Source organism: Flavobacterium sp. TSSA_36 (assembly GCF_051547165.1).
Lineage (GTDB): Bacteria > Bacteroidota > Bacteroidia > Flavobacteriales > Flavobacteriaceae > Flavobacterium.
The window spans coordinates 33223-49263 of record NZ_JBPTTP010000007.1; the positions used below are offsets into that span (position 1 = coordinate 33223).

The following is a 16041-nucleotide window of genomic DNA, read 5'->3' on the forward strand; positions in this document are numbered from 1 at the left end:
TCGACCTGACAGTGTGGGTCATGAACATTAAAATTATATATCTAACAAATAAAAATTATGGTCTCGACTGCGCTCGACCTGACAGAGTGAGTCATGAGGTTTGGTTTTCAAATTGAGCGCATTCGCGATTATAGTTTATAAAGAAAATTAGTTGTTTAAAAAGGGTCTCGACTGCGCTCGACCTGACAAAGAGGATAAAATAACATAGGAATAAGATAGCATCATCAATGAAACAATTTTTACTATATACCTTAAAAATAGGATTACTTACAATGTTTATCGCTGTGGTATTGGATTTTGGGTATACCCAAGTTTTTTTACAGTCTTCGGATCGAGGAAAAATAGAAAAAGTCTTCAATTCGAAAGACGAAAAGTATGATGTGGTTGTTTTAGGATCATCCAGAGCGAACAATCATTTTGTGGCGCCAATGTTTGAGGACAAAGGACTAAAAACGTTTAATTACGGGATGAGTGGGGGGCATTTGTTTGAGGCTTCGTTGTTGCTGAAATTGATGATTGAACGCAACTATCAAATTAAAAACGTGATTTTAGAAGCCGACTTGAATTTGTCCAACGAGCATCAAGCGGAGGGGATTTCAGCAAAATTTTTGCCGTTTATGCACGAATCTGAAACCATCAAAACCCATTTTGAAAAGGAAGCCGATTTTATGGAATTGTATTGCCTTCCTTTTTATCGGTATGTAAAATATGATTCCAAAATTGGGGTGCGAGAGGTTTGGGATACTGCTAGAAATAAACCTACAAGTTTATTAGCTACTAAAGGGTATTATCCTTTAGGAAAAAAACCGAATGCTAATATGAAAAACGATATTACGAACTTAAATCCTTTGCAAAAGAACCGCTACTATGAAGAAATTAAGCGCCTTTGTAAAGAAAATAATATTCGCTTTATTGCGGTCATGACTCCCATGTGCGAGAACACCAAAGGATTGGATTATTTTGATAAGGTAAAAAAGTTATATCCAGAAATTCATAACTACGAAAATGTGGTGCAAGAGGATCAGTATTTTTCTTCTTGTGGGCATATGAACGATGCTGGGGCTAGATTGTTTACGGCGAGAATATTGAAGGATTTTTTTAATTAAATATAAGGTGTAACTTAATTCTATTTAAAAATGAAGTTTAAAAAAACGGTTTTCAAAAATATTTTATTATTTATCATTTCTATGATAATTTTGATATTACCTGATTTTGTAATGAATAATAGATCAGGAGCTATATTGCTTTTGGTTACTTTGATTTCAAAAATTACATTATACCTTTTTTTATTTTTTCTCATTGTAAGAATCTTAAAATCCTTTTATTTAACTTATTTAGTAATTGGCATTCTGTATTTATTATCGTCTTGCATAGAGATTATTGTTGTTAATATTTTGGGAAATTATATTACACTTGACAATATCAAAGCATTGTTTTATACTTCGTTTCCTGAAATGTTAGAATTTTCAAGAGGCTTTTATGTTTATTTGATTTTGTCAATATTGATTTTTATTTCATATGTTTTTTGTCTTAAAAAGTTTAAAAATTTTCAATATAAAGAACTAAGTAGGTATTATTTTTTTTTATTGTTGATGTCATTATTAATGACATCTATCATAGTTCCAACAGTTTTAGTTTATAATTCGCCAATTTTTTATTCAGGTAAAAATTTGCCAAAATATATTTTTAGACAATATTATTTGAAACAGCATCCATTTAATGTTTTTTACCGATCATACGAATTTTCTCTGATTAAATACAGATTTAATAAATATAAAAAAGTTAAGGAATCGTTTAATTTTGGAGTAAAAAATAGAAATTCTAATTTGATGCCTGATATTGTCGTTTTTGTTATTGGTGAAAGAATGCGTTATAGTAATTGGTCGATAAATGGTTATAAAAGAGAGACAAGTCCAAATTTAGTTAAAGCCCAAAATTTGATTTCTTTTGAGAATCATTTTTCAAATGCAAATTCTACTTCAAATTCTATTCCCTTAATTATTACTCAAGCTACTCCTCAAAATCCAGAGTTAGCATATTCTCAAAAAACCATTGTCTCTCTATTTAAGGAAGCTGGTTATGAAACAACTTGGATTTCAAATCAAAATGTTTTTGATTATATTGAAAATAAAAGTGAAGTAGATAGAGTTTATGAGCTATATAAAAAGGGACAAGATGATATGGATATAATTCCTGTTTTTTTGAAAAAGATTCATGAAAGAAGTTTTAAAAAACAATTTATAGTGATAAATATGTTAGGAGGGCATGGAAATTTATCCAATGACTTTAATTTTTTCAAACCAAATAGTTTATTAAAAAACTACATTGTTAAAGCTGAAAATGCCACTGCTCTGATTAATGATTATGATAATATGATTAGACTTCAGGACTACGTGCTTAGTCAGTTAATAGGTGGACTAGAAAAAAACATTTCATCGTCATTTTTGATGTTTACAGCCGACCATGGGTGTAATCTATTTGATGAAAATACTAATCTATTTGGATATGGATCATCAAACCCAACAGAAAAGGAGACTCATATTCCTTTTTTTGTTTGGACATCTGAAAAATATTTAAAAGATAATTTGTTAAAAATTAATAATTTAAAAAATAACAAAAAGAGTTTAACAGTTAATACAAATGTTTTTTACACTTTAGCAGAGATGTCAAATATAGATTATGAGGGTTTTAAAAAAGAATTTAGTATAGTTAATTCATTATTTATGGAGCCAAAGCTAAGATCTGTTTATGCCAATGGAAATGTAATTAATTATGATAATAAAAAACAGTAATATAAATATTATCTATGCATATCGCTTTTCTAACTCCTGAATATCCTCATTCCCGTGTGTTGCATGCGGCGGGTATTGGCACGAGTATTCATAATTTAGCCACGGCTTTGGCTGCAAGGGGCGTTACAGTAACTGTTTTTGTATATGGTCAAAAAGAACATGCGATTATTCATGAGCATGGGGTTTGTATTCATCTAATTGAAAATCAAAAATACCCTTTGTTGGGTTGGTTTTTGCATCGGAAGTATATAGAGCGGTATTTAAATCGCTATATACTTTCGGAAGGGATTGCTCTAGTGGAAGCACCCGATTGGACAGGTATTACGGCTTTTATGAAGTTGAAAGCCCCTTTAGTGATTCGCTTTCACGGCAGTGATGCTTATTTTTGTCATTTGGAACAACGAAAACAAAAAAAGAAGAATTTTTGGTTTGAAAAGTGGGCATTACAACACGCTGATGCTTTTATAGCCCCGACCACTTTTGCAGGGGAAGTGACGCAGCGCTTGTTTGGTTTAGCCAGCAAAAAGGTAGCGGTTATTTATAACGGATTAGCCTTACACGCATTTCAAAATGGTACCCCTTTGGTTTATGAAAACGGACTGATTTTATATGTGGGTACCCTTATTCGCAAAAAAGGAGTGTTGGAATTTCCTGCCATTTTTAGTAAAGTCAGAAAAGTTGTTCCAGAAGCTCGATTGGTTCTTATTGGAAGTGATTCTTTTGATATTCAAACCCAATCTCCCTCAACTTGGGCGTTATTGGAAAAAGAATTTGAAGCTGCCGATCTGGAGTATGTTAGCTATTTGGGTAAAAAAAGCTATGCTGACGTACTGGATGTTATTAAGAAAGCCCATGTTTGTGTTTTTCCAAGTTTTGCAGAGACGTTTGGTATGGTGACTATCGAGGCTATGGCGATGCAAAAACCCGTAGTCAATAGTCATTTTGGTTGGGCACAAGAGGTAATTGTGGATGGGGAAAGCGGCTATTTGGTCGATCCTAAGGATCATGAAAGTTATGCGGCTACAATAATATCTTTGTTACAAGATGTTGATGTGGCTCATCAAATGGGCGCCACCGCTCGTAGCCGGGTTGAAGCGGTGTTTGATATTCAAAAAATAGCCCAAGAGACTATTATTTTTTATGAATCTTTGATAAAAAAGTCTTGATTACAATCTATCATAATACAAAGACAGTTACACGGATACTCTCCGATAAGCAAGACATCATTGGCTTTGAAACTCAAAAATCAATAGCTGCGGTATTGATGCAAATGGCTACTCAATTTTCTGATGAAGTACTAGTGTGGTGTCAGGACGTTTATTCGGATGTAGTCGATTGGGAAGCGTTTCCTGAACTGCTGCATCATCGCAAAATGATGGTGTCTTTTACGCCTTCTTCAACAGTTTATTTGGGTCGAGCCATAGGCTATGTAGAAGATTCTCCCTTTATCACTATCAATAAAGAAGTGCGGTATCCTACTTGGCTAATGAGTAGTGATATTGGAGGAATGCATGCTTCAATACTTCTACAATTTAAAGAAAAAATCAAAATGGACAGTGATTTTGATTATTTTTTACATTCGATTGCTAAAATTGGAATGCCCTTGGGATTGTGCTGTTATTCAGAACCAAGATTACTAAAAACAAGCGCTGTTTTGACTGTGCCTAAAGTAAGTACTAGTGGCCCCTTTCGTTTTGTGAAGCAACACTATAAAACGCGATGGACTGTTTTATTGCTTTTGAATATAATGCTATATGAAAAAAGGTTTCCGCTTTTTGCATTTATGAAAGCCCTATTTTATAGCAATCGGACTAGCCTTGGTATTGATTTGGATGCTATCGTTGTTCAGTCGACACGAAAGGTGGTGGAGGAAGCTTCAATAGATGTTATTATTCCAACCCTTGGACGAAAAAAATATTTGTATGCTGTTTTGAAAGATTTGGCGTTACAAACTCATTTGCCAAAAAATGTTATTATTGTAGAGCAAAATCCTGAGTTAGGCAGTGTTTCCGAATTGGATTATTTAAACGATGCCTCTTGGCCGTTTTTGATAAAACACACTTTTACGCATCAGACAGGAGCTTGTAATGCCAGAAACCTAGCTTTGGCGCAGGTGGAAAGTGAGTGGGTCTTCTTAAATGATGATGATAATCGATTTGAAGCTGATTTAATTGAAAAAACATTTGAAAATATTAAAAAGTATGGTGAAAAATGCGTGACTAATTCCTATTTGCAGCCAAATGAGAAGTTGTCTGATACTTTTATAATTCAATCTAGTATTTTCGGCTCAGGGAATAGTTTTGTCAAGTCTGAATTGTTGCGACAAGTGTCCTTTGATAACGCTTTAGAATTTGGTTATGGTGAAGATACTGATTTTGGTTTGCAGTTGCGTAATTTAGGTATTGATGTGATTTATTTTCCCAAACCATTAATTACTCACCTAAAAGCCCCAATGGGCGGCTTTAGAACCCAACCAAAATTACAATGGCAAGATGCACCCATTCCGCCCAAACCTTCGCCAACTATTATGTATGTCAAACAACAACACGATAACCAAGAGCAAATTTTAGGGTATAAAACCATACTTTTTTTTAAATATTATCGCTTGCAAAACATTAAAAATCCTTTTCGCTATTTTGTTACTTTTCAAAAACAATGGGAAGTGAGCTTGTTTTGGGCGAAGCGATTAAAGGAGCACAACCAAAAGTAATTTTGCTTTAACATCTGATCGCTTTATAAGTGTAATTTGAAGTTTTTAAGAATGTTTTGCTTTTTTGAAAATTACAACTGCACTGAACTCTTTTGTATATTTGTGCCTTTAATTTAGGTAGGTATGACTTTGATGAGCCTAAAAAAATGCAACTAAATGAACCCCCTGTTGGAACAATCCTGCCTCACTTTGATACGCTCTATTGCTATTATTTTGCCTTCTGGCAGAAAAGAGCTTCTTTTCGATTCTATTCATCCCTTCAAAGTGACCCTATCACTTGATGCATTTTTGACTCCTGGTCTGATGTCTTTTGATTTGGAGATCCAATTTACGCTCCCGATTAGCCACTATCGTTCCCATGATTATCAGTGGATTCCTGCGGAATCTGATTGGGTGGCGAATCCGTTCTGCCCCAAAATCATCAAATTGTCTGATGGGACATTGGTGCAGGCCAATATTGTAGAGGGGATTTGGGAAGTACATCCTAAAAAAAACCAATCGATTGTATGGTGGCGTTTCCACCCGCAACATGCGAACCCGATCACGCGGTACACTAAGCCCGGTAATGATAGAATTCTAACACAGGCGTCTGTTGATTTTTCGAGCTTACCCTCTTTATCTTTGTTGTTTTCTAGACAAAATGCTATCGAATTTAGTCGGTCCAAGCTTCCTTTTTCAGCGATTGTTTGTTTTACGGACCATTGCGATTTTGATACTGCAGAAAATTTAGTACTGCAGCGGCGTTTTTTTAAGGAAAATGGCATCAAAGTAACGAAAGGCTTTTTTTTGAATCATTTTTCGAAACGCGCCGATAATGCCTCCTTTGAAAAGGATGCGGCTGAATTAGCGCTCTGGCGGGAAGATAGCCATGAATTGTGTTATCATTCGTTGACGCAATCCTTACGGACTCCTGAAGACAGTAAAAAGGAGTTTTTTAGTTTCCAACCTCCTTTTCCCGAGCTCACTACTTGGATTGATCATGGGTATCAGCCTTATAATTTTTCGTTGTTTGAACAATTGCCGATCGCCTCTGCTGCTTATGAAGCAAATTTGAAGGATAAACACCTTCAGATTCTTTGGAATTATATTGATTCTGGGACCGCGACTCAAGGTGTGATTAATCAGTTGAATCCCCGACATTTTACTTTAGGAAGTTTCAGGAGGGGAGTCAAAGGCTTGGGCTGTACCGCTAGCGCCGCCTTGATGCTCAAAAACATCGTGTTTCATTTTTATGGGAATCCCGAAATATTGCGGCAGTATCGAAAAGTAGCAGGACTTTTTAAGAAAGTGGTCTACCAAAACGATTTTGGCTCATTCATTGCCTTATTTAAGACTGGAAGTGGTTTAGTGCATCAGATTTTTAAAGTTTTTTTACTTTGGCCTAAGACTAAAAATATACCTTACCCTTTAGCCAAGTACCAGCCTGTTTTTTTCAAACACAAACTATTTGAAAAGGAGTTCTATGTTTTTCAAACCCTTGAAATGGTAGATTTTAAAAAGGCGTTGTGTGCTGACAACCTTGATTTATTGGTTCAAGAAAAAGGTGTTTTTATAGCCCATACCTATTTTTCCGTTCCCATGCCTTATCATCAGGGTAAACTGTTCGCTACCCCCACTACGATTGACCCTATTGTTGCACAAAATTTCAAAGCCTTGGGGCGAAAAATTAAGGAACAGGATATATGGAATCCCACACTGCAGGAATGGATGGCCTATTGGTCGGATTTTGAAACTATCACTTTTGATGTAGATGCGTTGGGAGCCATTGAAGTTGCTACCTCTGCCAATAAAATTTTTAGAGTCGTACAATAATTTTAATTTTGTACCATATTATGAAACATAAAGTGAAATCCTTATTCTTTTCTATCTTAGCACTATTACCTAATAAATTCGTTGATAATTTATACCATCTATGAAATTCTCTCTGATTATCTGTGCCTACCAACTCCCAAAGTTCATACTGCCATGATTGCAATTGGTGGAGGCGCAAACGGGATGTCTCCGCAGCCTATAGATTTTTAATATGAAAAAACAAAGACGATAGCGTAATTTGGTCTATTTTGGTGAATAGCATTCACTGAATTTAATTAGATTTACGAATTAGTTGCTATCAACCACCCAAAAACATGAAATTCTCCCTTATCATCTGTACCTACCAACGCCCTGAGTCCTTGTTGCAACTGTTGCAATCGGTGCAGGGCCAGACTTTATATCCCGATGAAATTTTTATAATTGATGGCTCTACCGATGCAGCGACGCAATTGGTTTTTCAACAACATCCCTTTCAAAATCTGCACTATTTTTTGGTTCCCCAAGAGGATCGTGGATTGACTCGACAACGCAATTATGGGATTGCAAAGGTCAGTGCGGCCATGGAAATTGTTTGTTTTTTAGACGATGATACGGTTTTGGAAAAAAACTATTTTGAGGAGTTGATTATTACTTACCAAAAGTTTCCGCAGGCGCTGGGCATTGGAGGTTATATTCATAATGAAACAAAATGGGAGAATGTTGAACCGAATTACCGGTCAAAAATAAATGAGTTCTATTTTGATGGCTGGAAAAGGACGGATGGAAGTCGTTTTGTTTTAAGAAAAAAACTAGGATTAGACAGCGATTGTCCTCCAGGATTTTCACCTTTGTTTTCTCATGGGCGAAGTGTGGGGTTTTTGCCTCCTAGTGGAAAAATTTATGAAGTAGAACAATTGATGGGCGGTGTTTCTTCATTTAAGAAAGTTGTATTTGAAACGTTTCAATTTTCTGCTTATTTTGAAGGGTATGGATTATATGAAGATGCCGATTTTTGTTTGAGAGTAGCCAAAACCGGTAAATTATTTGTGAATACAGCGGCTACTTTGAACCATTATCATGCTGCTTCGGGAAGACCGAATCAATACCAATACGGTAAAATGGTCGTTCGAAATGGTTGGTATGTATGGCGTGTGAAAAATCCAAATCCCGCTTTAAAAGATCGTTTCAAATGGCACGCAATAACGTTGCTTTTGACGCTTATTCGATTCAGTAATACCTTTACTACTGCAAAGCGCATGGAAGCATTTACGGAAGCCTTGGGAAGAACGGTGGGGTGGTGGCGTTTGTTTTTTAATAAACCGAAAGAATAGTAAGTAAAGCTAATTTGTGCCTAAATCCAGCTGAGTTACTGAAAGAATTTTACGAGTTAACAAGATAATTTTTTACTATTACCTAGGGCAATTCTAGTTAATCAAGAGTAATTTTTTTAAGTGTATACCTTTAACCCAGATTCCGCATTAGAAATCTACTACAACTAAATTCTTCTTCAAAACCAAGAACTTACTCCTATTTTTAAATTCAAAATACGAAAGTATTAGCTCATTGGTTTATATTTTTTATAGGTATTCACTGAACGTTGTTTCCTTCTTCAAAAATAGTCCGTGAGCTCTTGCTTTTATTGAATAATTCAGTTTCGCTACGAAGTCTAATGCGGATTCTGGGTTTACAATTATTTCTTTATTTAAGGGTATAGCCTTATATTTGCGTCTAAAATATAAGGATATAGCCTTATGAAAAATCAAAAACAACAATTGCTAATTGATCAAACCGATCAAAAATTAGCGGTATTTAAACCGTTGCAATCGGTTGTGGTGCCCACGAAAGGATGGATACATACGCTTCGAGTTGCCTTAAAAATGTCGATGCGCCAATTAGGGAATCGCTTGTCCATTTCTGCGCAAAGTGTGAAAGAAATGGAGGGAAGAGAATGCACTGGAGCCATAACATTGAAATCATTGCATGAAGTAGCTCGAGTCTTAGATATGAAATTGGTCTATGGTTTTGTCCCTAAACAAGAGAGTTTGGAGGCTATGATTGAAAAAAGAGCTCATGAAATTGCAAGAGAAATTGTTCTTCGCACACATCAATCTATGCAATTAGAAGCGCAGCAAAACACTGAGTTACGGATTCAAAAAGCTATTCAGCAAAAGACACAAGCTATTAAAGAGCAAATGCCTAAGTTTTTATGGGATTAAATTTGAATTACATACAAGGGCAAACCGCGCTAGATGAAGAGGAAAAAGAAGGTCTTTTGATTTCTACAATTACTACTAGAGCCGAACTAGATGAATTTGAACAGCTAAATATTGAAAGTGCAATTGAGTGGACTCTGCACAAGAAATTAAAGAAAGAACAATTACTCTCGGAATCGTTTGTAAAAAAATTACATCAGAAGATGTATGGAAACATATGGAAATGGGCGGGTAAATTTAGAAAATCAGAAAAGAATATTGGAGTGAATTATTACCTGATATCCACAACATTAAAAATACTTTTAGAAGATTGTCTATTTTGGATTGATAACAAAGTATATGAACCAGAAGTAATAGCGATCCGTTTAAAACATCGTCTAGTTAGTATTCATTGTTTTCCAAATGGAAATGGAAGACATTCTCGCTTGATGGCTGATTTAAATCGCATAGATCCATTAATTGCATTTGCTCAATCCTAAACAAAAATCATAAAATTGTAGCATAATAAAGCATGTTGTCATGAAATTCGCCATCATCACTCACGTCATTCACCAAAAGCAGGGCAATGCTTATTTTGCCTATGCTCCTTATATTCGAGAAATGAATGTTTGGGGAAAGTATGTTACTCAATTCCTCGTAGTGGGAGCCCTTGAAGAAAAAGAGCCCACAGCCATTGAGAGTTCTTATGATCATAAGAAAATTACTTTTTTTCAAATTGATGCGATTGATGTATTGACTTGGCAATCCATACTAAGCACCTTCTTTGCCCTTCCAAGAATTGTTTGGCAAATTTTCAAAGCCATGTTCCAAGCGGATCATATTCATTTGCGTTGCCCAGGGAATATAGGGTTGATAGGCTGTTTGGTTCAGATTTTATTTCCTTTCAAGCCTAAAACCGCTAAATATGCTGGGAATTGGGATCCTAAAGCCCAACAACCTTGGAGTTATCGCGTTCAAAAATGGCTTTTGAGGAATACGTTCTTGACTAGAAACATGCAAGTATTGGTGTATGGGGAATGGGAGGGGAGTACGAAAAATATCCTGCCTTTTTTTACCGCTTCTTATTCCATAAATGATCAAAAACCATTAGCCTGTTTGCGTTTAAATGAAAAGATAAAATTTGTATATGTCGGTACATTAAGTTCGGGTAAAAACCCAATGTATGCGGTTCATTTGGTAGCCTCCTTACATCAAAGGGGGTATGATGTAGCTTTGGAATTATTTGGTGAAGGGGAGCAAAGGACGCGCCTAGCGCATTATATCCATGTAAACCATCTCAATGATGTAGTCAAAATTCAAGGCAACCAAAATATAGCTATGGTAACAAGTTCCTACAAAACAAGTCATTTTGTACTTTTGCCTTCTCAGAGTGAAGGTTGGCCCAAGGCGATTGCTGAAGGTATGTTTTGGGGGTGTATTCCTGTTGCTACCCCTATATCTTGCCTTCCGTTTATGTTGGATAATGGTGAAAGAGGGATACTATTGGATTTAGATTTGACTAAAGATGTTGCAAAATTAGAGGCGATTATCAATTCCCCTTCGCTTTTTGATGCCATCAGGGGTAAGGCTTCCGCGTGGTCAAGAAATTACACTTTAGAATCTTTTGAAAGCGAAATTAAAAAATTGTTGTACTGATGCGGATTATTCAACTCATAGATTCTTTAGAATCGGGCGGCGCAGAGCGAATGGCAGTCAATTATGCTAATTCATTGGCAGCGTGTCTTCCATTTTCCGGGCTCGTGGCAACACGAAAACAAGGTGAATTGAAGGAACAAATCGATGCTAGAGTTTCTTATTTTTTTTTAAATAAAAAAGGAAAAGTAGCCCTGAAGGCATTATTCAGATTGCGTTCTTTTGTAAAACAGCACAAAGTAACGCATGTTCATGCGCATAGTACGTCTTTTTTTCTTGCCTTTCTTTTGAAATTGAGCTTGCCCTCTTTAAAAATTATTCGGCATGATCATTATGGGAATATGGAGTTTTTACAAGAACGCCCCGATTTTGTATTGCGACTGACTGCTTCTTTTTTTAGTGGTGTCGTTGTCGTTAATGAGGCATTAAAACATTGGAATGAAGACCGCTTGCATTCCAAAAATGTGGAGTTCTTGGCTAATTTTACTTTGGATGCATTGCAAAATGGTGAAATTATCACTCGATTAGAGGGAGAAAAAGGGAAGCGAATGTTGCTGTTGGCCAATTTAAGACCACAAAAAAACCATTTTTTAGTGTTAGAAGTAGCTAATCTGCTTAAGCCCACGCATCCCGATTGGACGTTTCATTTGGTAGGGAAAGATTTCGCAGATGACTATTCAAAAGCTATAAAAAACAGAATCGTAGCTTTACATCTCCAAAATCAAGTATTTTTGTACGGTTCACAGTCGGATGTGGCTTCGATTTTACAACAAAGTACGATTGGAGTTTTGACTTCGGTTTCTGAGGGTTTGCCTGTGGCGGTATTGGAGTATGGAATGCATGGCTTGCCCGTGGTAGTTACTGCAGTGGGGGCGTTGCCTGATATGATTGCGTCTGAAAAAACGGGCTTTATAGTTGCTTCGGGTGATGCGCAGGGTTTTTACGAGGCTTTGGTGCGCGTAATTGAAGACCTGCCGTTACGAGCGCAACTAGCGAAAGCTTTTCAAACTGTAGTCCAAGATCGTTATGCCGCATCGTCCATCGTAAGCCGTTATTTGACTTGGATCGCAACTTTATAACATGAAAAAAGAAGAAAAAGTATATTTGTATTTGTTGACCTTACATGCGTTGTTGGGTGGGTTGTTATTTGCGATTCCTTTATTGGGGAAGCTTTATGGCCTTTTTATTCTGGTTTTTGGCATGTATTATATTGCCCAAAATAAGAATAGAAACAACGAAGCTTTGGTCATGGCGGCGTATGCCATGAGTGCGGAGATCGTTTTGCGAATGACCGGTGGTGCTTTTTTGAATGAGTATGGCAAATACTTGATTATGCTTTTTATGGGGATGGGCATGCTTTATTCCGGTTTTTCTAGAAATGCCTTACTTTTTTGGGTGTTTTTGTTTTTTTTGGTGCCAGGTGTGGTGCTTTCCACCGTCACTTTAGATTTGAATTCTGATGTAAAAAAAGCCATTGTCTTCAATATCATGGGGCCCTTGTGTTTGGGGATTTCGGCCATCTATTGTTATCGTCGTCAGCTTACCTTTCAGCGATTGCTTGGTGTAATCACCGCTTTTTCCTTGCCCTTGCTTGTTTTGGGTACGTATTTGTTTTTTTACACCCCCAATCTTCAGGATGTGATTACCGGGACACAGTCTAATTTCGAGACCTCTGGCGGTTTTGGTCCGAATCAGGTGTCTACCATTTTAGGGTTTGGGATTTTTGTGTTTTTTGTGCAACTCTTATTGAATTCTTCCAATGCGTTGTTGCAGTTGGTCAATGGCGGTTTGGTCTTGTTTTTTGCTTACCGAGGATTTATTACCTTTTCCCGGGGAGGTGTGTATACTGGTGGCGCCATGATTCTATTACTGTTAGCTGTTTTGTATTTTCAAGCCAATTTTCAAACCAAGCCCAAGATTACGGGGATTATTGCTTTATCGTTTTTGGCTACACTGGCGGTTTGGAGTTATAGTTCGGTAAAAACAAGCGGTTTGTTGGATAAGCGCTATGCGAATCAAGATGCAGCCGGTCGCGAAAAATCAAGTGTGCTGACCGGAAGAGAGGTGTTGATTGAGTCGGAACTCAAGATGTTTTTTGAAAACCCTATTTTAGGAATTGGTGTCGGCAAGAACAAAGAATTGCGACAATCTCAAACGGGTATTGAAGCCGCTTCTCATAATGAAATCACGCGAATGTTGGCCGAGCATGGTACGTTAGGCGTGGTTTGTTTATTGATTTTATTTCTCACGCCCTTGTATTGGTTTAGCGTTGATCGACAAAATGTGTTGGCGTTATCCTTTTATATTTTTTGGTTGTTGACCATCAATCATGCCGCGATGCGATTGGCCGCTCCGGCGTTTATCTATGCCTTATCTCTTTTAAAAGTCTCACGTGAAGCACCTCTTGTACCTCGGGAATAAATTAGCGCTACAGGGGTATAATCCCACGGGTATTGATACGCTTGGGCCGTTATTGGCTGGCGAAGGGTACCATGTGCGTTATGCTTCTTCATATAAAAGTAAAGTCTTCCGATTTTTGGAAATGCTGGTTAAAGTGAGTTTTTTAACACGCCTTGACTATGTACTACTTGACACTTATAGTACGACGAATTTTTGGTATGCCTTTTGGATGAGTCGCCTTTGCAGGTTGCGAAAATTGCCCTATATCCCGATTTTGCACGGAGGTAATTTACCTAAGCGTTGGGAAACACATCCTCGCTATTGTGCCCTTTTGTTTGGTCAAGCTTATCAGAATATTTGTCCATCGCCCTATTTGGAAGCTGCTTTTCAAAAAGTGGGTTGTCCTAATTTGATGGTGATTCCCAATGCCTTAAGCGAACAGTATACTTTTAAAGCAAGACCCCTTCCTAGGCCAAAATTATTATGGGTTAGGTCTTTTGCCTCAATTTACAATCCCACAATGGCGTTAACGGTTTTAACTTCCCTACGTAAAACCTATCCTGAGGCCGAACTTTGCATGGTAGGTCCTGATCAAGACGGTAGTGAACAACTGCTTACAAACAAGGCAATGTCCTTGGGATTGCCCATCACTTTTATGGGAAAAATGGCGAAAACGGATTGGATTCGTTTGTCTGAAAACTTCGATTTTTTTATCAATACCAGCCATTTTGATAATACGCCTGTCAGCGTGATAGAAGCCATGCAATTGGGACTCGTAGTGGTTTCCACAAGCGTTGGAGGTATGCCCTTTTTGATTGAGCATCAGCAGTCGGGGTGGTTGGTTCCAGATGCTGATAGCGAGGCCATGAGTGCTGCGATCTCTTACTTACTTGCGCATCCCGCCCAATATGCGCAACTAGCAAGTAACGCCAAAGCGAAGGTTGCTACTTTTGATTGGAAATTGGTACAATCTCATTGGCATAGCATTTTAAAATAAACTAGATTTGTCCCTACGAAATTTAGTATCTTGCCAAACAATACCGCAGTTTATGAATAATAAGAGGATGCATTTTGAGCTTTCTGAACGAAAGCTGTTATTGCGAATAGTAGATGTTATTGTAGTGCTATTAGCATTGTATTTACTGACCCTTTTTTTTACCGTTTCCTATTTTACTTTTTCCGAAGCCACGTTTTATTGGTCGGTTGTTTTTTCGATTTATTTGTTGCTTTTTGGAGGGATTTTTGAAATGTATCACTTGCCAGTAGCTAGTAATGCTTTTGAAATTTTGAAAAGTACGCTGCTCACCACTTCGTTGACGGTCTTGTTTTTTCTTTTTACCCCATTTATATCCCCCCAATTGCCTCAAAGCCGATTGGATTTTGTTGTTTTTTATGCGACCGTCTTCTTTTCTTTATACAGTTGGCGTGTTTTTTATGTGCGCTACTTGGCTTCCAATCGTTTTGCTCAAAATGTTATTTTAATTTGTGATAAAACACAGTTGCAGCAATTAGTAGTGGATTTATACGAAGCCGATCCTTTGTATCGTATTATAGGGTATGTGAATTCAGATCAATCCGATACAAGTGTCTTGATTTCAGCTGTACCTCGCGAAATTCCAATCGCTACCTTACGCAAATATGTGTCCCGCTATAAGGTCTCCGAAATGGTGGTTGCTTCTCAAAAAACCGATGGGATTACCACTGATTTATACCATGAATTGTTGTATTTGTTAGAATCGGGTATCAGTATCCGAGAATATGTGCAAGTGTATGAAAGTAAGACCAAGCGCATTCCAGTACATCAAATTGCAGATGATTTTTATCGTTTTTTTCCTTTTAGTCGCAGTAATAACAATCAATTGTATTTGTATCAAGTGCGTTTTTTTGAATTGTTAACCTCTGTTTTAGGCATGCTAATTTGTCTCTTCTTGATTCCTTTTTTGGTCGTAGCCAATTGGTTTTGGAATAAAGGGTCTCTTTTTTATACCCAAGAGCGGGTAGGGAAAGATGGTGTCGTTTTCAAAATCTACAAATTTAGAACGATGGTTGAAAATGCAGAGCAAGACGGCGCCGTGTTTTCCCAAAATGGGGACAGCAGAATTACGGCTTTTGGTAAATTTTTGCGAAAAACACGTGTGGACGAGTTTCCTCAGTTTCTTAATATTTTAAAAGGAGACATGGCGGTTATAGGTCCTCGCCCCGAACGACCGATCTTTGTAGCTGAAATTTCTGCTATCATGCCTTTTTATGAAACCCGTCATATTATTAAGCCTGGTTTAACGGGTTGGGCTCAAGTGAATTATAATTACGGGGAATCCATCGCGGAAAGTTTGGTTAAATTGCAATATGATCTTTATTATATCAAACACCGGGGGGTTTTTATGGATATGAATATTATTTTTAAAACCATTTCTACTGTGATTTTTTATAGAGGACAGTAGGGTAGAAGTGAGAGGTGAGAAGTGAAAAGGTGAGAAGAAGATGTAAGTAAATAGTAGAGGAG

13 protein-coding genes are annotated in these 16041 nt (G+C 37.1%); all 13 read left to right on the forward strand.

Translation table 11 applies throughout. The features are described 5' to 3' along the window. The first annotated feature begins 227 nt into the window (after positions 1-227). The 13 genes from ACSVH7_RS12955 to ACSVH7_RS13015 all read left to right on the forward strand — a co-directional run bounded on the left by ACSVH7_RS12955 (position 228) and on the right by ACSVH7_RS13015 (position 15979). Complete coding sequence (locus ACSVH7_RS12955) at positions 228-1106, forward strand: hypothetical protein (protein WP_438067121.1); 879 nt, start codon at positions 228-230, stop codon at positions 1104-1106. Positions 1107-1136: 30 nt separating this feature from the next. Then, a complete protein-coding gene (locus tag ACSVH7_RS12960; protein ID WP_438067122.1) occupies positions 1137-2792 on the forward strand; it encodes a phosphoethanolamine transferase in 1656 nt (551 codons plus the stop codon). 14 nt (positions 2793-2806) lie between these two features. Further along, positions 2807-3958, forward strand: a complete 1152-nt coding sequence (locus ACSVH7_RS12965) for a glycosyltransferase family 4 protein (RefSeq protein ID WP_438067123.1) — start codon at positions 2807-2809, stop codon at positions 3956-3958. Next, positions 3955-5502 carry a glycosyltransferase family 2 protein gene (locus ACSVH7_RS12970; RefSeq protein WP_438067124.1) on the forward strand — a complete coding sequence of 516 codons (1548 nt, stop codon included), beginning with the start codon at positions 3955-3957 and terminating at the stop codon, positions 5500-5502. The genes ACSVH7_RS12965 and ACSVH7_RS12970 overlap by 4 nt, the downstream gene beginning before the upstream one ends. A 156-nt stretch (positions 5503-5658) precedes the next feature. Next, on the forward strand, positions 5659-7314 hold the full coding sequence (locus ACSVH7_RS12975; RefSeq protein WP_438067125.1) for a hypothetical protein: 1656 nt from the start codon (positions 5659-5661) through the stop codon (positions 7312-7314). Positions 7315-7628: 314 nt separating this feature from the next. After that, positions 7629-8624, forward strand: a complete 996-nt coding sequence (locus ACSVH7_RS12980) for a glycosyltransferase family 2 protein (protein WP_438067126.1) — start codon at positions 7629-7631, stop codon at positions 8622-8624. 420 nt (positions 8625-9044) lie between these two features. Beyond that, positions 9045-9509 carry a mobile mystery protein A gene (locus ACSVH7_RS12985; RefSeq protein ID WP_438067127.1) on the forward strand — a complete coding sequence of 155 codons (465 nt, stop codon included), beginning with the start codon at positions 9045-9047 and terminating at the stop codon, positions 9507-9509. A gap of 2 nt (positions 9510-9511) precedes the next feature. Then, entirely contained in the window at positions 9512-9985 is a 474-nt protein-coding gene (locus ACSVH7_RS12990; protein ID WP_438067128.1) for a mobile mystery protein B, read from the forward strand. Positions 9986-10025: 40 nt separating this feature from the next. Further along, entirely contained in the window at positions 10026-11141 is a 1116-nt protein-coding gene (locus ACSVH7_RS12995; protein ID WP_438067129.1) for a glycosyltransferase family 4 protein, read from the forward strand. Beyond that, complete coding sequence (locus tag ACSVH7_RS13000; protein ID WP_438067130.1) at positions 11141-12217, forward strand: glycosyltransferase; 1077 nt, start codon at positions 11141-11143, stop codon at positions 12215-12217. The genes ACSVH7_RS12995 and ACSVH7_RS13000 overlap by 1 nt, the downstream gene beginning before the upstream one ends. 1 nt (position 12218) lies before the next feature. Then, the gene (locus tag ACSVH7_RS13005; RefSeq protein WP_438067131.1) at positions 12219-13559 is read left to right on the forward strand and encodes an O-antigen ligase family protein; all 1341 of its coding nucleotides are present in this window, start codon (positions 12219-12221) and stop codon (positions 13557-13559) included. Continuing rightward, the gene (locus ACSVH7_RS13010; protein WP_438067132.1) at positions 13531-14535 is read left to right on the forward strand and encodes a glycosyltransferase family 4 protein; all 1005 of its coding nucleotides are present in this window, start codon (positions 13531-13533) and stop codon (positions 14533-14535) included. Before ACSVH7_RS13005 ends, ACSVH7_RS13010 begins: the two co-directional genes overlap by 29 nt. A gap of 52 nt (positions 14536-14587) precedes the next feature. Next, on the forward strand, positions 14588-15979 hold the full coding sequence (locus tag ACSVH7_RS13015; RefSeq protein ID WP_438067133.1) for an exopolysaccharide biosynthesis polyprenyl glycosylphosphotransferase: 1392 nt from the start codon (positions 14588-14590) through the stop codon (positions 15977-15979). The last annotated feature ends 62 nt before the right edge of the window (positions 15980-16041 follow it).

Coding starts and splice junctions, on each gene's coding strand:
- ACSVH7_RS12985 (WP_438067127.1), top strand. CDS start 9,045: ATGAAAAATCAAAAACAACAATTGCTAATTGATCAAACCGATCAAAAA.
- ACSVH7_RS12995 (WP_438067129.1), top strand. CDS start 10,026: ATGAAATTCGCCATCATCACTCACGTCATTCACCAAAAGCAGGGCAAT.
- ACSVH7_RS12965 (WP_438067123.1), top strand. CDS start 2,807: ATGCATATCGCTTTTCTAACTCCTGAATATCCTCATTCCCGTGTGTTG.
- ACSVH7_RS12960 (WP_438067122.1), top strand. CDS start 1,137: ATGAAGTTTAAAAAAACGGTTTTCAAAAATATTTTATTATTTATCATT.
- ACSVH7_RS12975 (WP_438067125.1), top strand. CDS start 5,659: ATGAACCCCCTGTTGGAACAATCCTGCCTCACTTTGATACGCTCTATT.
- ACSVH7_RS13015 (WP_438067133.1), top strand. CDS start 14,588: ATGAATAATAAGAGGATGCATTTTGAGCTTTCTGAACGAAAGCTGTTA.
- ACSVH7_RS13005 (WP_438067131.1), top strand. CDS start 12,219: ATGAAAAAAGAAGAAAAAGTATATTTGTATTTGTTGACCTTACATGCG.
- ACSVH7_RS12955 (WP_438067121.1), top strand. CDS start 228: ATGAAACAATTTTTACTATATACCTTAAAAATAGGATTACTTACAATG.
- ACSVH7_RS12980 (WP_438067126.1), top strand. CDS start 7,629: ATGAAATTCTCCCTTATCATCTGTACCTACCAACGCCCTGAGTCCTTG.
- ACSVH7_RS13000 (WP_438067130.1), top strand. CDS start 11,141: ATGCGGATTATTCAACTCATAGATTCTTTAGAATCGGGCGGCGCAGAG.